Raw genomic sequence first — 17066 nt, forward strand, 5'->3', positions numbered from 1 at the left:
TCATCTTTTGGGTGGCTTTTTCTTTTTGGATTATTATTGCGGAAAATTCAGAAGATTCTTTTAAAAGTTAACAATTCACGTTATAATAACATTTAACTTGGTGAAGAAGGAGTGAAGGGGTATGGATGTTGCAAAGGAATTTGTTTTGTCAAAAAATCAGTTAGTTGAGTGGAGAAGGCATTTTCATAAGTATCCAGAGTTATCTTTTCAAGAAGAAAAAACATCGCAGTTTGTGTTCGATATACTTCGGAAATTCCCATATTTAGAAGTGTCACGGCCGACTAAATATAGTGTGATGGCAAAGTTAGTAGGTAAACATCCGGGCAAAACAGTTGCGGTTCGAGCCGATATGGATGCTCTTCCTATTCATGAAGAAAATGAGTTTAATTTTATTTCTACATATAAAGGTGTAATGCATGCATGTGGTCATGATGGACATATAGCGATATTACTTGGGGTTGTACATAAGTTAGTAGAAGAAAGAGAGAAGATTAAAGGGGAGATTCGTTTTCTATTCCAACATGCTGAAGAAAATTTCCCTGGTGGTGCAGAGGAGATGGTTGCTGCAGGTGTAATGGAAGGTGTGGATTATATTATTGGTGCTCACCTTTGGGCGTCGTTAGAGGTTGGGAAAATAGGCGTTATTTATGGTCCTGCAATGGCTGCACCAGATGTTTTTAAAATTAAGATAGAGGGAAAAGGTGGACATGCTGGAATCCCTCATGAAACGGTGGATAGTATTGCGATCGGAACACAAGTCGTTTCGCAACTTCAGCAAATTGTATCTCGCCTCACGAATCCATTAGATTCTCTCGTAATATCTGTTACACAATTTCATGCGGGGACAACTCATAATGTAATACCAGAGCAAGCGGAGATTGAAGGGACAGTGAGAAGTTTAAGACATGAATTACGAGGTGAAACAGAGAAGAAGATTGAGCGGATTGTGAAGTATATTACGGAATCTTACGGAGCGAAATATACATTTTCATATGAATATGGATATCGACCAGTTGTAAATGACTACGAAGCTACAGATCTTATTGAACAAACGGCATTACAACTTTATGGAAGGGATAGAGTTGTTCGTTTACAGCCGACGATGGCTGGAGAAGATTTTTCAGCGTTTTTACAAAAGGCACCGGGGACATTCTTTTTTATCGGAGCGGGAAATAAAGAGAAAGGTATTATATATCCTCACCATCACCCTCGTTTTACGATTGACGAAGATGCATTACCGATTGGAGTGGAAGTCTTTGTATCAGCCATTATGAATTTTATAAGTAAAGGAGAATGAGATGAAGAAAATACACATCCTAGCGCTTATTCCAGTTCTTTGTTTAGTAGTTGGGCCAATATTTGCGAATTCGGTTACTCCTTACGTATTAGGGATGCCCTTTTTATTATTTTGGGTATTATTATCAGTGTTTATTACATCTCTTTGTATGGGGCTTGTGTACGTGTTTGATCCTGCTAATAAGGAGGATGTAAAATGACTGCATTACTTATTATTATTTTATTTTTGTTTCTCGCACTATTTTTAGGGATTCGGGCACAACATGGAAAAGATATGAATTTAGAGCAATGGTCAGTTGGAGGAAGAGGGTTTGGCACTATTTTTGTTTTTCTCCTTATGGCAGGTGAAATTTATACGACGTTTACATTTTTAGGAGGAAGCGGCTGGGCATATAGTAAAGGCGCACCTACCTTTTATATTTTAGGCTATGGCGCTTTAGCTTATCTTTTATCGTATTTTTTATTACCACCGATTTGGAAGTATGCAAAAGAGCATAACCTTGTTTCGCAGTCGGATTTTTTTGCGAAGAAATACAGAAGTAAGGCGCTTGGACTTATTGTTTCAATTGTTGGTGTTGTTTCCATCATCCCATATCTTGTTTTACAGTTAAAGGGACTGGGAATTATCGTTTCAGAAGCGTCTTACGGAAGGGTATCACCTGTTGTTGCGGTTTGGATTGGTGCCATTGTTATAACTATATATGTAATGGTTTCAGGTATACACGGTTCAGCTTGGACGGCTGCTTTGAAGGATATTATGATACTGTTTATCGTTATGTTTTTAGGTATATATTTACCGTATCATTATTATGGAGGATTTCAGCCGATGTTTGAAGCTGTAGAAGCAGCGAAACCAGGATTTTTATCTTTACCTGAAGAAGGAATGAGTATTTCTTGGTTTGTTTCTACTATTATATTAACGGCCCTCGGTTTCTATATGTGGCCTCATACATTTGCTTCTGCTTTTTCTGCAAAAAATGAAAAAGTATTTCGTAAAAATGCAGCAATTATGCCATTGTATTCTTTAGTGTTACTCTTCGTATTTTTCGCAGGGTTTGCTGCTATATTGCAAGTTCCTGGGTTAAAGGGAGCGGATGTAGATCTTTCGTTAGTCCGTCTTGCTTTACAAACTTTTGATCCTTGGTTTATTGGGATTATTGGTAGTGCGGGAGTATTAACGGCATTGGTTCCAGGCTCTATGCTTGTTATGGCGGCTTCTACACTGTTAGCAAAAAATATTTATCGAACGATTGTTCCATCTGCTTCAGATAGACAAGTTGCTAAGATGGCAAAATTATTTGTGCCTGTAGTAACGCTCGTGGCAGTTTTATTTACATTTAAAGGAGGGGAAACAATAGGAGCGCTTCTCTTAATGGGGTACAGTATCGTTACGCAACTTTTCCCTGCACTTGTATGTAGCTTGTTTCCACGCCAAATTGTTACGAAGCAAGGAGCGATTGCAGGAATGGGAGTTGGGCTATTAGTGGTCGCATATATTACCTTATCTGGCTCAACTATAGCTACGATGTTTCCGAGTTTTCCGCAGTATATAAAAGATTTGAATGTGGGCATAGTCGCATTGTTAATTAATATGATTGTGATGTTTGTAGTTAGTGGATTTACAAAAGGTGTATTTATAAAGAAAAACACTACAATAGTAGAAAAGTAATTCGTTTATTGGAGCTATCTTTGCAAAGAGATAGCTCTTTTTTGTATATATTTTCTTCTATTAGCGGAATCTAACTAAAAACTTGTTGAAAAGGAAGTTAGGTGGGGAAATTGTTAGAGCTTGAAGGTAACTTATTTGAAGTTATGAAAGAAATTAGGGATGAGTTAGGTTCACCTAATGATTTAACAATTAGAGAAGTTGCTCTTGCTGGGAGTTTTACACGTTGTGCGGTTGTGTTTTTATGTGGATTGACAGATAAGGATAATGTTTATAAATATGTCATTCGCACACTGCAATACGAAGAAATTATAAATGAGGAAGCTGTTGTTCAAACGTTATTGGATCGTTTTATTTCTATCGCAGAAGTGGGTGTAAAGAAGAAGTTTCCAGATATTATGAATGCGATATTAGCGGGAGATACAGTTATATTAATTGATAATATTCAAACCGCTATCGTTATTAATAGTAGAGCTTGGGAGAAGAGAAGTTTAGAACCACCAGTGACAGAAGATTTAATACGCGGACCGAGAGTTGGATTAAATGAAGATATTAATGTGAATAAAATGTTAATCCGACGCGGTTTACGTGATCCAAAGTTGAGGTTCCAATCTTATATTATGGGGAAGCGATCGCAGAAAGAAGTAACCCTAGTATATATAGAGGATATTATTAATCCTCACATTGTAAAAGAGTTAGATCGCCGTCTTCAATCAATAGTGACAGATGTCGTTTTGGAAACAGGTACGATTGAACAATTAATTCAGGATAATAATTTATCCCCATTTCCACAGTTTTTGAATACAGAGAGGCCTGATAATATTATAGCCTCATTAGCGAAAGGGAAAGCGGCCATTTTAGTAGATGGATCCCCGTTTGCTCTTATTGCACCACTTGTGTTTGTTGATATTTTTCAATCTGTAGAAGATCATTACGAGCGCTGGGTGATTGGAACGTTATTAAGATTTTTACGTATGGGTTCAGGTATAATTGCGGTTTTGTTACCAGCTATGTATGTAGCACTTGTATCTTATCATCAAGGACTTATTCCTTCTAAACTGGCTTATTCAATTGCAGGTGCGAGGGAAGGTGTTCCATTTCCAGCATATATTGAAACGTTAATGATGGCCTTGACTATGGAATTAATACGAGAAGCTGGAATCCGATTGCCGAAACCGATGGGACAAACGATAGGGATTGTAGGAGGTCTTGTAATTGGAGAAGCTGCGGTAAATGCAGGGATTGTAAATCCGTTTTTAGTTATTATTATTGCGGTTACTGCGATTGCTACGTTTTCGCTTCCTGTATATAGTATTACGATTACGTTCCGAATTTTACTTTTCGTCTTTGTATTAGCTGCAACGGCTTTTGGGTTGTATGGGATCATTCTAGCTCTGATCGCACTTGCTATTCATATTACAAATTTAACAAGTGTTGGTATACCGTATACAACTCCAATTGCTCCTGCATTTTATAAAGATTGGAAAGAAGAATTTATTCGCATGCCAAAATCGATGTTGAAAGATAGACCAGAGTACTTACAAACAAAAGATTCTACAATACGTCCAAAGGAGCGAAAATAAGTGAAACCATTTGAGTATGGCGATGAAGAGATTGGATCTCGGGAAATTGGGTTTGCGGTATCATCGACCATTATTGGTATAGGGGCATTGTCTATGCCAAGAGATATCGCTAACCAAACTTTATTTTCGGACGGTTGGATTATCTTGCTTTTGGGTGGATTGATCTGCGCAGTTTTAGGTTGGTTTGTGACGAGAGTGGCTATCTTATTTCCGAAACAAAATTTTGTTCAATATACGAGTGCGCATTTGACGAAGCCTGTTGCATACACAATTAGTAGTATTTTAGTATTAACGTTTGCTGCTTTGACAGCATATGAATCGCGAATGATTTCAGTTATTTCTCAAACGTATTTATTTAGTGATACACCGATACAACTACTGTCTTTCTTCTTCTTATTAGTTGTTATTTATGGAATAGCAGGATCAAGAGCAGCCTTATTAAGGTTAAATGTTTTATTCTTACCTATTGTTTTAATTGCGATAGTACTTCTTTCTTTATTGAATATAAATTTAATGGAAATAAATAATTTACTACCAGCTTTTCAAACGAAAGTAAGTCAATATGCTGTTGGAGTTAAAAATTCTATTTTTACGTTTATTGGATTTGAAGTGGCTTTATTTTATGCGGTGTTGCTAAATGATAAGACAGCGAAAAAAGCGCCAATGGCAGTCGCGAAAGCGGTGATGGTAAACGTACTGTCATACATTTTAATTTATGTAACTTGTATTAGCGTTTTTACTTATATGACAACACGTGGATTGACATATCCAACAATTGAATTAGGGAAAGAAATTGAAATTGGGGGAGGATTTTTAGAAAGGTTTGATGCGATTTTTTTTACGACTTGGATTATTACAATTTATAACACTACAGCAATGTATTATGACGTCGCATCTTTATTGTTTTGTGCTATGTTTCCGAAAGTGAAGAAACATATTTTTATTTTCGTAAGTGCCCCTATTATTTTTATGGTGAATATGATACCTAGTAGTTTGAATACTTTATCAAGTTATGGGACTTATTTAGCTTGGATAGATATGGGGTTTGTTGTGTTAGCTCCTTTGCTCGTTTTAATTATATATAAAATAAAAAGAAGGAATGGTGGCAATGAAACACCTTCTTAAAATTATAATGGTTATGGCTTTAACTGGATTTATGAGTGGGTGTTCTGAGTTAGAAGAGATAGAAGAAAGAGGATTTGTAGTAGGAGCGGCTTACGATATCGTGAAGGAGAAGAAAGCGAATCCAATTATGAAAGGGACCTATCAGATGGTACTCCCTAGTAAATTGTCTCAACAGGGCGGACAAGGGGGTGGGGATAGCGAAAATTATATTAATGTTAGTGCAAAAGCAGATAGTGTATTTGAACAAATAAGAATAATCGCAAAAAAAATTAGTCGTACATTATTTTTCCCTCATATACAGGTGATTATTTTCTCTGAAGAATTACTTTCACATCCATACATTTTACAAAATACGTTAGATGTATATATTCGCGATCATGAGATGAGAAGAAATATTCGTTTGTTCGTTTCTAATAAAAATGCCGAAGCTATTTTAAAACAAAGTGCCAAGCCTGAAAATTTACCGGCGCAGTATATTGATATGTTAGCTGAACACCCTCCGAAAAATGCCCAAATGATTGAGGCTGCAAGAATTGGTGAGGTGCAGGAAAAGATGATCTCTAACCGAAGTTTTGTATTGCCTATTCTGGAACTAACAAAGCAAGGAGTACAAATGAACGGTGCAGCATTGTTTCGTGGAAAGGATAATAAGTGTGTAGGCAATTTGAGTGGGGAAGAAACATTAGGGATGAATTATATAATAGGTAAAAAAATTGGAGGTTTTTTTACCATCCGTAAAAAGAATCAACTTATTACATATGAAATTCATAAGTTACGTCGAAAAATTAAAGTATCCACAACGAATGCTACAAAACCGAAATTTAATATTCATTTATTTCTGGAAGGTACAATAGCTGAGTTGCACTTTAGTGATCATAAAAAGGTTTTGAATGAAAAGCGTTTAGAGAAGGATATATCGGAAGAAATGGAGGAGCGTATTCAAAAATCGATTAAGCTTGTTCAAAAAAAATATAAGGTAGATGTATTAGAGTTAGGGGAAGTGTATAAGAGACATAATTATAAAGAATGGACAAAAATAAGTAAGAATTGGGATCAAGGCGAAAATTACTTTAGTAATGCTGAAATTACTGTTCACGTTCATCCAACAATTGAACATTCAGGTTCAGCTTTACCGAAAAGAGTGAAATAAGGTGATGAAAGTTGTTTACTGGATTAGGAATTAGTTGCACGATATTAATGGCGGTGCTGCCGGGGGCTATTTATTTCATTCATAAAAAACTCACAACGTATGGAGCGCAGCCGTGGAATACTGATGTACAAAAAAAGAAACCTGAATGATTTTCAGGTTTCTTTCGGGCAAAGCATATGTGAAGGGGGATGCCTTCTATGTATGCTTTGTTTTATACAAGCCCTAACCAATGTACCAATTGTGTAGAGAGGAATGTAACAACAATGGCGATAACGGTAGGGATTGCAAACGATAAGAATGTCCATTTTGCACTTTTTGTTTCTTTGTATATGTTAACCAGTGTTGTTCCACACGGGAAATGAAGAAGTGAGAACAACATTGTGTTTAACGCTGTTAACCAAGTCCAACCATTTTCTAGGAATAGATTTTTAATTTGATTAAAATCATCTATTTCAGTTAAAGCCCCAGTTGATAAGTAAGACATTAATAAAATTGGGATTACAATTTCATTAGCGGGTAGTCCAAGAATGAATGCAGCTAGAATAAACCCGTCAAGTCCTAACATTTTAGCAAATGGATCTAGGAAATTTACAAAATACATAAGTAAGCTTGTGTCACCGATAAAAATATTAGCAAGTAACCAAGTTAATGCAGCTGCAGGGGCAGCAACAACTATAGCTCGTTTTAAAACGTAGATTGATTTATCGAGTGTTGCGCGAACAATTGTATTCCAAACTTTTGGCTTGCGGTACGGAGGTAACTCCAGTGTGTAGTGAGTTGGAACCCCTTTTAAGGCTGTTTTTGATAGTACCCAAGAAACAGTTAATGTCATAATAACACCAATTACAACCATTCCAACTACAACGCCAGCAGTAACCAATGTTTGCATACTGCCTGTATAACCAGCAGCCATAAATAGTGAAGCCATTAAAATTAACATAGGCCAGCGACCGTTACAAGGAACGAAGTTGTTCGTTAAAATTGCTAGCATACGTTCACGTGGTGATTCAATGATACGTGTTGACATAATGGCTGCTGCATTACAACCAAATCCCATTGCCATTGTTAAAGATTGTTTCCCGTGTGCGCCGGATCGTTTGAATAAGCGGTCCATATTAAACGCGACACGTGGTAAGTATCCGTAGTTTTCTAATAGCGCGAACATAGGGAAAAAGATTGCCATAGGTGGTAACATAACGCTAATAACAGCACCGATACCACGGAACAAACCAAGTATTAAAATGCCATGTAACCATTCAGGTGCATGCGCTGCTTGGAACCAAGATGTTAAATATCCTTCGGCCCATCCGAAGAATTCGGCAATCATATCAGATGGTACGTTAGCGCCTGCAATTGTAAGATAAAAAATAATAGATAAAATACCGAGCATAATTGGGAATCCCCAGATTGGAGATGTGAAAATTTTATCTAGTTTTTCGGAACGATATAATTTATCAGTATTTGTATATTGGACAGATTCTTTACATATGCTTGCAGATGTTCGGTAAATATCTCCGACTATATCATCTCGTATATCTTCTTTTGAAAGTGTTTGTGCATGTTGAATAATATAGTCTAATGGAAGAGCTTTACTGGCTGAGTGAGATTCCATTAATTACGACCTCCCTTACAAGTGGTTCATTATGGTGTTTTTGAAGTGTAGTTAAGAAATTTTTATCTCCATCTAATATACGTAACGCAATCCAACGTGCTGGATACGTATCACCGAACACTTTATAAATTTGTGGTTCTAATTCCTGAATCATATTTTCGATTTTTTCGCTGTAAGTAATTTTAATTGGTGTTGGAATTAGTTTTTTATTTGCTACTTTTGCAATAACATTTAGCAAATGACCAATACCTACTCGGTTACGTGCTGAAATTTTAACGACAGGTACACCAAGTGATTTTGCTAATTTCTTTTCATCGATAACAATCCCTTTTTTCTCGGCTTCATCAATTAAGTTAATGCAAATGACTACATTATTTGTCATCTCCATCACCTGGAGTGCTAAATTTAAATTTCTTTCCATAGCAGTTGCGTCTATGACAACTACAGTTACTTCTGGTTTTTCGAATATAATATAATCCCTCGCTACTTCTTCGTCTGCGGAATTTGAGTATAGTGAGTAAGTTCCAGGTAAATCTATTAATGTATAATTACTTCCGTTATGTTCATATTCTCCTTCAGCTTTTAAAACAGTTTTTCCCGTCCAGTTTCCAGTATGTTGTTTTAAACCTGTTAAAGTATTAAATAATGTACTTTTCCCGGTATTCGGGTTACCAGCTAAAGCAATACGATGTTTGCTCATCTGAAATCATCTCCTATTAATACCCCGAAAATAAGGGAGCTTTCTTCTTTGCGCAGTGCAATAGTTGTGTTGCTCACTTGATAAGCGACCGGATCTCCAAGTGGACTGCGTTGCAATACTTTAATCGTTGCCCCTGGGATAAATCCCAAATCTAATAAACGTCGTTTCATAGTTCCTTCTAATTGTATCTTCTCAATTTGTACAAACTCCCCTGTTTTAAACTCGGAAAGGGGTTTAGTATTAGCCGATACCATAAAAGTTACCTCTTCTCTATATTTTTAGTGTTAGTTTAAAAAGTTTCCTTAGGTAAACTTTTTGTTAGTAATATAGTAGACTACATTGGATGATGCTGTCAATTAGTACTTTAAAAATATTCATTTAATTTTAGAATTGTTCCAATTTATTTAGTTGTACTAAAAAATATTACTGAAATTCTTTTTAATGTGCATAAATTAGGCGTGAAAAAGTTACAAAATACAGCGGAATTGTAAATGTAACTTTAACTAAAAGGGAAAAAGAGAGAAAAACATTTACATTGAATTTACATTGTTAAGAATAAATTTACATTACAGCATAGTTAGTGTGGTTTTTGTTTGCTTCTTTAACTACAAATGTTGGGATTCCTAGCTTTTGAGGATGATTATCGTCATTTACTTAAAATTAAAAATTGCTTAACACTCACATAATATTGTTGTCCTACAATGAATTTGTGTTCGAAAGAAAATGAATTCGAAAAGTGATAATCCAAATGGGGGTACAAGACATGGTTATGAAAAAAGGTATTAAATTTTCTTTAGCAGCTTTAGTGGTAGCAGGAGCATTAGTTGGGTGTGGGAAAGCAGAAGATACAACTAGTAAAGAAACTGCTAAAGGAAGCGATAATACAAAACAAGAATTATCAGGTACGATTGCAGCAGCTGGTTCTACAGCTCTTCTACCTCTTGCGGAGGAAGCTGGAAAGAAATTCATGGAGAAAAATTCAAAAGTTTCTATTCAAGTTCAAGGTGGCGGTAGTGGAACTGGGATTAACCAAGTAGCATCTGGTGCAGTACAAATTGGTAATTCAGATGTTCCGTCTGGAGATAAAATAAAAGATGCTGAAAAGGCGAAAGAATTAGTAGATAACAAGGTAGCGGGTATTGCATTCGCTCTTGTCGTAAATAAAGATGTAAAAGTTGATAACTTAACAGTGCAACAAGTACAAGATATCTTCACTGGAAAAGTAACAAACTGGAAAGAAGTAGGCGGAAAAGATGAAAAAATCAACGTAATTAATCGTCCGGCTTCATCTGGTACACGTGCTACATTTGAAAAAACGATTATGAAAGACGCGAAAATTAATGATGGAACTGGTACAACACAAGATTCTAACGGTGCAGTAGAGCAAGCTATCAATTCTACTCCAGGTTCAGTAAGTTATTTAGCGATGTCTTACATGGTTGGAGATAAAAAAGGTGCACTACAAACAGTGAAAATTGATGGTGCTGAACCGAAAGTTGAAAACATTGCGTCTGGTAAATATCCATTCTGGTCTTACGAGTATATGGTAACAAAAGGTGAAGCGAAAGAAGCAACAAAAGCTTACATCGATTATGTAAAAGGTAAAGACTTTGAAAAGCAAGTAGAAGATATGGGCTACATTCCAATGTCTAAATTAAATAAGTAATAAAGTTTTATGGGGCTGGCTGCAAGGCCAGTCCTGTTCATTTCAATCTGTGAAGTGGGGTCTGTCCTGTGATGAAGGGGAAAAAACAAATTAATTACGTAAAAAGTGAATATATAGGAAGATCACTTGTTACGTTTTGTGGTATTTTTATTGTTTTAATTACATTAGCTATTATTGCGTTTATTTGTGGTAAAGGTATTCAATCTTTTACACAAAGTGGTATCTCGTTTACTGAGATGTTAACATCGACAAAATGGAATCCAAATGCTGATCAAGGATCCTTCGGGGCTTTAATTTTCATTGTAGGTTCAACGGTGGTTTCGTTAGGTGCGGTTATTATTAGTGCACCAATTGCTATAGCTCTTGCTATATTCATGAATTTAATTTCGCCAAAGTTTGGAAATAAAGTGTTGAAGCCTGTTCTAGAATTGTTAGTTGGTATTCCTTCGGTTGTATACGGATTATTAGGTGTTACGATTTTAGTACCACTATTACGTGATTCGTTTGGGGGAGTAGGCTTTAGTTTAATTGCAGGTATTGTTGTATTAAGTATTATGATTTTACCTACTATTGCTAGTATCGCTTCTGATGCAATACGTTCTGTTCCATTTGATTATTTAGAAGCTTCTTATGGTCTAGGATCAACGAAATGGCAAGCGATTAGCCGAGTGATTGTTCCTGCTGCGAAAAAAGGGATTTTAACAGGTGTTGTTTTAGGCTTAGCGCGTGCTTTCGGTGAAGCGTTAGCGGTTCAAATGGTAATCGGGAATACGATTAAATTACCAGAAGGAATATATAGTCCGACAGCGACGTTAACTGGTATTTTAACAATGGACATGACGAATACATTGAACGGAACTGCTTGGAACAATGCGCTATGGACTTTAGCGATGATTTTACTTGTTATTTCATTCCTGTTTATTTTAGTAATTCGAGCGATTGGGCAAAGAGGTGAGCGATAATAATGAATGCAAGAACGGTAAATAAAGTTTGGACAGGTATCTTTTATGCGGTTGCGGCTTTAGTTGTAGCTTTGCTAGTGTTCTTAGTATTTGAGATTTTACAAAAGGGATGGGGATTTTGGGATCCTAATTTCTTGTTTGGAGAACCAAGCAATACAAGAGCTGGTGGTGGGATTGGTCCGCAGTTATTCAATTCCTTCTACATGCTTGTTATAACGCTTATTATATCTATTCCTCTTGGATTAGGTGCTGGAATATATTTAGCAGAGTACGCAAAACAAGGACGTTTTTTAAATTTTGTTCGTCTATGTATAGAGACGATGGCGTCTTTACCTTCTATTGTTGTTGGTTTATTTGGTTTGTTAGTGTTCGTTACAATGACAGGTTGGGGATACACAGTAATGGGTGGTGCTCTTGCTTTAACTATTTTAAATTTACCAGGTTTAACGCGTGTTTGTGAAAATGCGATTTCAGAAGTTCCTCATAATGTAAAAGAGGCAAGTCTTGGATTAGGTGCAACGAAGTGGCAAACAATCGCTCGTATTATTATCCCATCGTCATTACCACAAATTATTACAGGGATTATTTTAGCGGCGGGTCGTATATTTGGGGAAGCGGCAGCATTAATTTACACAGCGGGTTTAACATCCCCGATTTTAAATTCAGCAGCGGATTTCTCAAGTCCTGCGCATCCTTTAAATCCGTTTAGACCAGCTGAAACATTAGCGGTTCACATTTGGAAATTAAATTCTGAAGGAGTTATTCCAGATGCGAAGTTGATTGCGACAAAATCTGCAGCTGTATTAATTATTATGGTATTACTATTCAATGTTATTTCACGCTTGATAGCATCTATATTACACAAGCGCTTTACAGGAACGAAAAGAAAAAGTAAAGCAACGAAAAAGGTAAAAGCGGCATAAATTATAAAGAAGAACTCTCTATTTATAAGTAGGGGGTTCTTTTGTATTTTAATATAGAAGGAATGGATGTAATGATTGTTGAATTTGTGGTTAATTATAAAGAAGAACAGATGTAATTTAGAGAGGAGTTTTAATTTGTTTTTTCTGCAAATGTCAGGTTTTCCTGGGTCAGGAAAATCGACAGTTTCTAAGTATATAGCGAAATTAACAGGTGCTGTAATTATAGATCATGATGTTTTGAAATCCGCGTTGTTAAAATCATTAAAAGTAAAAGGAATTGAATCAACGATTGTTGGTGGGCTTGCGTATGATGCCGAATGGGTATTGATTGATTCTTATTTAGAACAAGGGCATAGTGTTATATTGGATAGTCCGTGTTTATATGAGGGAATGGTTGAAAAAGGAATTAAATTATCAACTAAACATGGTGTGAAATATAAATATATTGAGTGTTATCTTAATGATATGGAAGAGATTAATAGGAGACTGCAAACACGTAAGCGTATGATCAGTCAAATTGAAAAGGTGGAGTCGGAAGTAGGTTTTGAAAAGTGGTTAAATGGTAGTCAAAGACCTTTAAATAATGAATACCTTATTGTGGATTCTAGTAAACCTATAGAGCAATATGTGGAAAAAATGATGGATTATATGACTAAGTAGAGAAAAGACGTTATCTTCATTTGTGAAGATAACGTCTTTTGTTTTTAAATATCAGGTGTTTCTGTAGAAGTGCTTATTTTCCTACGGGAGCGTCTTTTTCTCCCGATTTTATCTAATAGTTCATACATAACTGGAACGACTACTAATGTAAGAACAGTCGAGACTGCCAAACCGCCGATGACAACGACGGCTAAACTTTTTGATACCATACTTCCTGCTTGGGATTGGCCAAATAGGAGTGGGAGCATAGCGACGATTGTTGTAATAGCTGTCATAATAATTGGGCGTAGTCTAGTAGAACCTGCTTCAAGTAAGGCTTCTCTAGTTTCCATTCCGTGTTCCCGATTTTGTTGGACTCTTTCTATTAATACAATAGCGTTTGTAACAACAATCCCGATTAACATTAATGCGCCAATCAAGGAATTTATATCAACAGGTGTTCTTGAGATGATTAATCCTAAAATACCACCGACAGCAGCTAACGGTAAGGAGAATAGGATTGCAAAAGGAGCGCGTGCTTGGCCGAAGGTGATAACCATAATTAAATATACAATCCCGATTGCAATCCCCATAATTTTGAATAAATCTGTAAAATTCTCTTGCATAGATTCAGTAGCTCCTGCGATATTTACTTTTGAACCGCTAGGTAAATCTAAGTCGGTTATCGCTTTATTTACTGCTGTGTTTACTTTACTCAAATCTTCATTTGAAGCTTCGGCGGTAATTTGAATTGTTTCTTTTCCGTCTTTATGGAAAATTTCTGTTTGCGTTTGTTTTTCTGAAATAGTTGCGATGTCTTTTAAAGGAATTGGTCCATTAGTAGGTGATAGTATGTTTATATTTAAAATATCTTCTTGTTTACTAATGTTTTCCTTTTTATGTTCTATCATAATAGTAGTTTTTTCATTATTAATTGTAATTTCGCCAATAGGTGACTTCTTCATAAGGAATGCTACTTGTTGCGCAGCTATTTCTGGTGTTAAACCTAGTTGTTCAGCCTTTGTTTGATCAATATGAATTTGCCATTCTTTCTTAGAGTCTTCTAAATTCGTTTTTACTTTAGAAAGATCATCCATGCTTTTTAGTTTTGTTTCGACGATAGTAGCCGCCTCTTTTAAATCCGCTTCGTTAGTAGCTGTTACGTTAAATTGTAAGTTGTTGCCGCCGCCAGAGCTTGAATAACTTGTTTTTATATAATCAAGTTCAGCAGGCTCAAAAGTTTTATTTTCCTTTTTTAACTCTTTAATATATTGATCAATATCAGAACCTTTTTTAAAGACTACAAATATACTAGCAAGGTTATTTTTAGTTGTTTGCCCCCATTGTGCATCTTCTGCGCTAGATCCCATTCGTAAAATAACGTCTGTTACATCTGAATTAGAAAGTAATTTCTTTTCGAAATCAAATGCTTTTTGTTTTTGAGCTTCAGCATTATAATCGGCTGGAAATGTCATGTTAATAGATAACATTGTGTCGTCCTCAGATTTTATGTTTGCTTTCGGTAGTAATATATAGGCTGCAATTGATCCTGCAAATAATAAAAATGCAGTAAGTAGAATAATGAATTTATGAGAAAGAGACCACTTTAACGTAGCGACATATCGTGATGAAGAACTTGGCTTTCGATGCTTTGTTTTTTTGAGTAGTAAAAAAGCCATAAGTGGAACGACTGTGAGTGCAACGATTAAGGATGATAGAATAGAATATACAACTGCTAATACCATAGGTAACATTAATTTTCCGATTGCTCCCGATACGAGGCCGATAGGTAAAAAAACAGCGACCGTTGTTAAAGTAGAAGAAGTAATTGCGACGGCAACTTCTTTCGTTGCATCAAGAATAATATTTTTAGAGAAAGAATCTTTTTGTAAACGGCGGAAAATATTCTCGATGACAACGATACTATCATCGACGAGACGTCCAACCGCAACAGCTAAACCACCAAGGGTTAAAATGTTAAGTGTGATGTTAGATTGATGTAGTAAAAAGAGTGTTAATAAAATAGATAATGGAATACTGACAACAGCGATGAGTGTTGTTCGGAAGTTACGTAAAAAGATTAAGATAATTAGAGTTGCAGCGATTGCTCCAAGTATTACTTCTTTTCCCATGCTAGTAACAGCATTTTCAACTTGTTCATGGGTTGAGGCTAAAAGTTTAATGGAAAACTGATCTTTATATTCCTTATTTATCTCTTTAACTTTTTTATCAATCTCTTTTCCAATTGCAACTGCATTTTTGCTCGGTTCTTTCATGATGATTAATCCAGTGCCTTCTTCTCCGTTTATATGTGAGATTGTATCGTAGTGTTGTTTGATTTCGATTTGAGCAATGTCTTGCAATTTCACTTGGGGTACCACAGTGATGTTTTTAATGTCATTTACATTTTTTATGTCCCCAATGACGCGGAGGTTGTATTCTTCCTGATTAACAGTAATTGCCCCAGCTGGAGTAGAAGTTTCTTTTCCTTGTAAAACAGTGAGTACCTGCTGTGATGTTACGTTTTTGTTTTTTAATTGGTTCGGATCAAGTACGATAGATAATTCAGAGGTGGATTTTCCGAAAAACATAACATTAGCAACACCATCAATGTTTTCGAGTTGTGGTACGATTTCTTTTTCAATTTGTTTTTCATCTGCTTTTGAAAACCCGTTTTGTTTCTGGACAGTAATTTGGGCGAGTGGAATCATAGAAGTGTTTAGTTGACTAACTACGGGCTTGGTTACATCTTTAGGTAATTTAATTGTATTGACGGCTTTTTCGACTTCGCGTGCTGCATCTTTCATGTTTGCTTTTGATGTATACGCAATGTCGATACGTGATAATCCCTCGTATGTAGAAGAAGTAATGGTGTCGACGTGTTCTAAATTGCGAAATTGTTTTTCGAGAGGATCAGTTACATCCTTTGTCATCGTTTCAGCGTCGAGTCCTTGAGATAAGGTTGTGACGGTAATTGCTGGATTGTCGATACTTGGTAAAAATTCCATAGGTAATTTAGAGCCGGAATAAACACCGAGTATGGAAATGAGAAAAATCATGATGATAATGGCAGCTCGGTTTTTTAATGAAAACTTTGTTAACCTATCCATAAAATAATTCCTCCATTGGTTTATTTATAGTTGAGTACATCCTTTCTTACTATATAACAAAAAATGGATATTTTTCATTAATTAAATGTAAAAAAATTCTAACAATATTCTTAAGTTTATATTTGCATTGGAATTGTTTAATGTGGATGGGATTTTTTCTTACGGCTAAGTTATATCGTTATTCTATAGAAGGATAATTATTATAAACTTTAATATAGAAGAGAATGAAAACCTGGGAAGGTATTGTGAAATGCAATTTGGTTGAATGAAGTGTAGTAGTATACAATCAGAATAACTATTTTTAGTAGGAAGGATAATAATTCTTTCTATAGAAGAAAGTAGGATAGATAATTTTTTTTTGTTTTTTATAAAAAACACTTGTTATTTAAAAATCATGATGGTATATTAATAAACGTCGCTGATGCGGAAACGCAGAAAACGACAAAAAAGAAATTTAAAAACTTAGTTGACATCGAAAAATGAAGATGTTAATATGATGAAGTCGCTTCTGAAGCGGCGGACAAGTTCTTTGAAAACTGAACGAAACAAACAACGTGAAACGTCAATTTTTATTTTTAGATGCTAGACAAACTAACTTTATTGGAGAGTTTGATCCTGGCTCAGGATGAACGCT

At 35.6% G+C, this 17066-nt stretch carries 15 protein-coding genes; 11 read left to right on the forward strand and 4 right to left on the reverse strand.

Annotated elements, in window-relative coordinates; translation table 11 throughout:
- Nucleotides 1-121 precede the first annotated feature (121 nt).
- The 7 genes from ACS2FK_RS21950 to ACS2FK_RS21980 all read left to right on the forward strand — a co-directional run bounded on the left by ACS2FK_RS21950 (nucleotide 122) and on the right by ACS2FK_RS21980 (nucleotide 6969).
- A complete protein-coding gene (locus ACS2FK_RS21950) occupies nucleotides 122-1297 on the forward strand; it encodes an amidohydrolase (RefSeq protein ID WP_000382087.1) in 1176 nt (391 codons plus the stop codon).
- 1 nt (nucleotide 1298) lies between these two features.
- A complete protein-coding gene (locus ACS2FK_RS21955) occupies nucleotides 1299-1496 on the forward strand; it encodes a DUF3311 domain-containing protein (protein WP_000719836.1) in 198 nt (65 codons plus the stop codon).
- Nucleotides 1493-2965 carry a sodium:solute symporter family protein gene (locus tag ACS2FK_RS21960; protein ID WP_063546480.1) on the forward strand — a complete coding sequence of 491 codons (1473 nt, stop codon included), beginning with the start codon at nucleotides 1493-1495 and terminating at the stop codon, nucleotides 2963-2965. The genes ACS2FK_RS21955 and ACS2FK_RS21960 overlap by 4 nt, the downstream gene beginning before the upstream one ends.
- Nucleotides 2966-3066: 101 nt before the next feature.
- Nucleotides 3067-4545, forward strand: a complete 1479-nt coding sequence (gene gerLA / locus ACS2FK_RS21965) for a spore germination protein GerLA (RefSeq protein WP_003269520.1) — start codon at nucleotides 3067-3069, stop codon at nucleotides 4543-4545.
- A complete protein-coding gene (gerLB, locus tag ACS2FK_RS21970) occupies nucleotides 4546-5670 on the forward strand; it encodes a spore germination protein GerLB (protein WP_000802006.1) in 1125 nt (374 codons plus the stop codon). It begins immediately after the preceding gene.
- Complete coding sequence (gerLC, locus tag ACS2FK_RS21975; protein ID WP_023521200.1) at nucleotides 5654-6820, forward strand: spore germination protein GerLC; 1167 nt, start codon at nucleotides 5654-5656, stop codon at nucleotides 6818-6820. The genes gerLB and gerLC overlap by 17 nt, the downstream gene beginning before the upstream one ends.
- An 11-nt stretch (nucleotides 6821-6831) precedes the next feature.
- A complete protein-coding gene (locus tag ACS2FK_RS21980) occupies nucleotides 6832-6969 on the forward strand; it encodes a hypothetical protein (protein ID WP_000493991.1) in 138 nt (45 codons plus the stop codon).
- Nucleotides 6970-7031: 62 nt separating this feature from the next.
- Here the strand turns inward: ACS2FK_RS21980 and ACS2FK_RS21985 are convergent, their stop codons facing one another.
- From ACS2FK_RS21985 to ACS2FK_RS21995, 3 genes are read right to left on the reverse strand one after another with little or no spacing between them, the layout of a single operon-like run.
- Entirely contained in the window at nucleotides 7032-8432 is a 1401-nt protein-coding gene (locus tag ACS2FK_RS21985) for a nucleoside recognition domain-containing protein (RefSeq protein ID WP_000443602.1), read from the reverse strand.
- Complete coding sequence (locus tag ACS2FK_RS21990; RefSeq protein WP_000033865.1) at nucleotides 8410-9132, reverse strand: FeoB small GTPase domain-containing protein; 723 nt, start codon at nucleotides 9130-9132, stop codon at nucleotides 8410-8412. The genes ACS2FK_RS21985 and ACS2FK_RS21990 overlap by 23 nt, the downstream gene beginning before the upstream one ends.
- A complete protein-coding gene (locus ACS2FK_RS21995) occupies nucleotides 9129-9386 on the reverse strand; it encodes a FeoA family protein (RefSeq protein WP_000252989.1) in 258 nt (85 codons plus the stop codon). Before ACS2FK_RS21995 ends, ACS2FK_RS21990 begins: the two co-directional genes overlap by 4 nt.
- 509 nt (nucleotides 9387-9895) lie before the next feature.
- On the opposite strand from ACS2FK_RS21995, the gene ACS2FK_RS22000 reads away from it, so the two are divergent.
- From ACS2FK_RS22000 to ACS2FK_RS22015, 4 genes are all read left to right on the forward strand, one after another.
- Nucleotides 9896-10798, forward strand: coding sequence for a phosphate ABC transporter substrate-binding protein PstS family protein (locus ACS2FK_RS22000; RefSeq protein WP_000245112.1), 903 nt, complete (start codon nucleotides 9896-9898; stop codon nucleotides 10796-10798).
- Between the two features lie 71 nt (nucleotides 10799-10869).
- Nucleotides 10870-11760 carry a phosphate ABC transporter permease subunit PstC gene (gene pstC / locus ACS2FK_RS22005; protein ID WP_000676676.1) on the forward strand — a complete coding sequence of 297 codons (891 nt, stop codon included), beginning with the start codon at nucleotides 10870-10872 and terminating at the stop codon, nucleotides 11758-11760.
- 2 nt (nucleotides 11761-11762) lie between these two features.
- Nucleotides 11763-12683 carry a phosphate ABC transporter permease PstA gene (gene pstA / locus ACS2FK_RS22010; RefSeq protein ID WP_000994139.1) on the forward strand — a complete coding sequence of 307 codons (921 nt, stop codon included), beginning with the start codon at nucleotides 11763-11765 and terminating at the stop codon, nucleotides 12681-12683.
- A 135-nt stretch (nucleotides 12684-12818) separates the two neighbouring features.
- Nucleotides 12819-13343: an AAA family ATPase gene (locus tag ACS2FK_RS22015; RefSeq protein ID WP_063546482.1), complete on the forward strand. Its 525-nt coding sequence runs from the start codon at nucleotides 12819-12821 to the stop codon at nucleotides 13341-13343.
- Nucleotides 13344-13387: 44 nt separating this feature from the next.
- Here ACS2FK_RS22015 and ACS2FK_RS22020 read toward each other — a convergent pair whose 3' ends face one another.
- Entirely contained in the window at nucleotides 13388-16432 is a 3045-nt protein-coding gene (locus ACS2FK_RS22020) for an efflux RND transporter permease subunit (protein ID WP_063546484.1), read from the reverse strand.
- Nucleotides 16433-17066 lie beyond the last annotated feature (634 nt).

Origin of the sequence: Bacillus cereus group sp. BceL220 (assembly GCF_051776965.1) — a bacterium.
In the GTDB taxonomy this organism is placed as follows: domain Bacteria; phylum Bacillota; class Bacilli; order Bacillales; family Bacillaceae_G; genus Bacillus_A; species Bacillus_A cereus.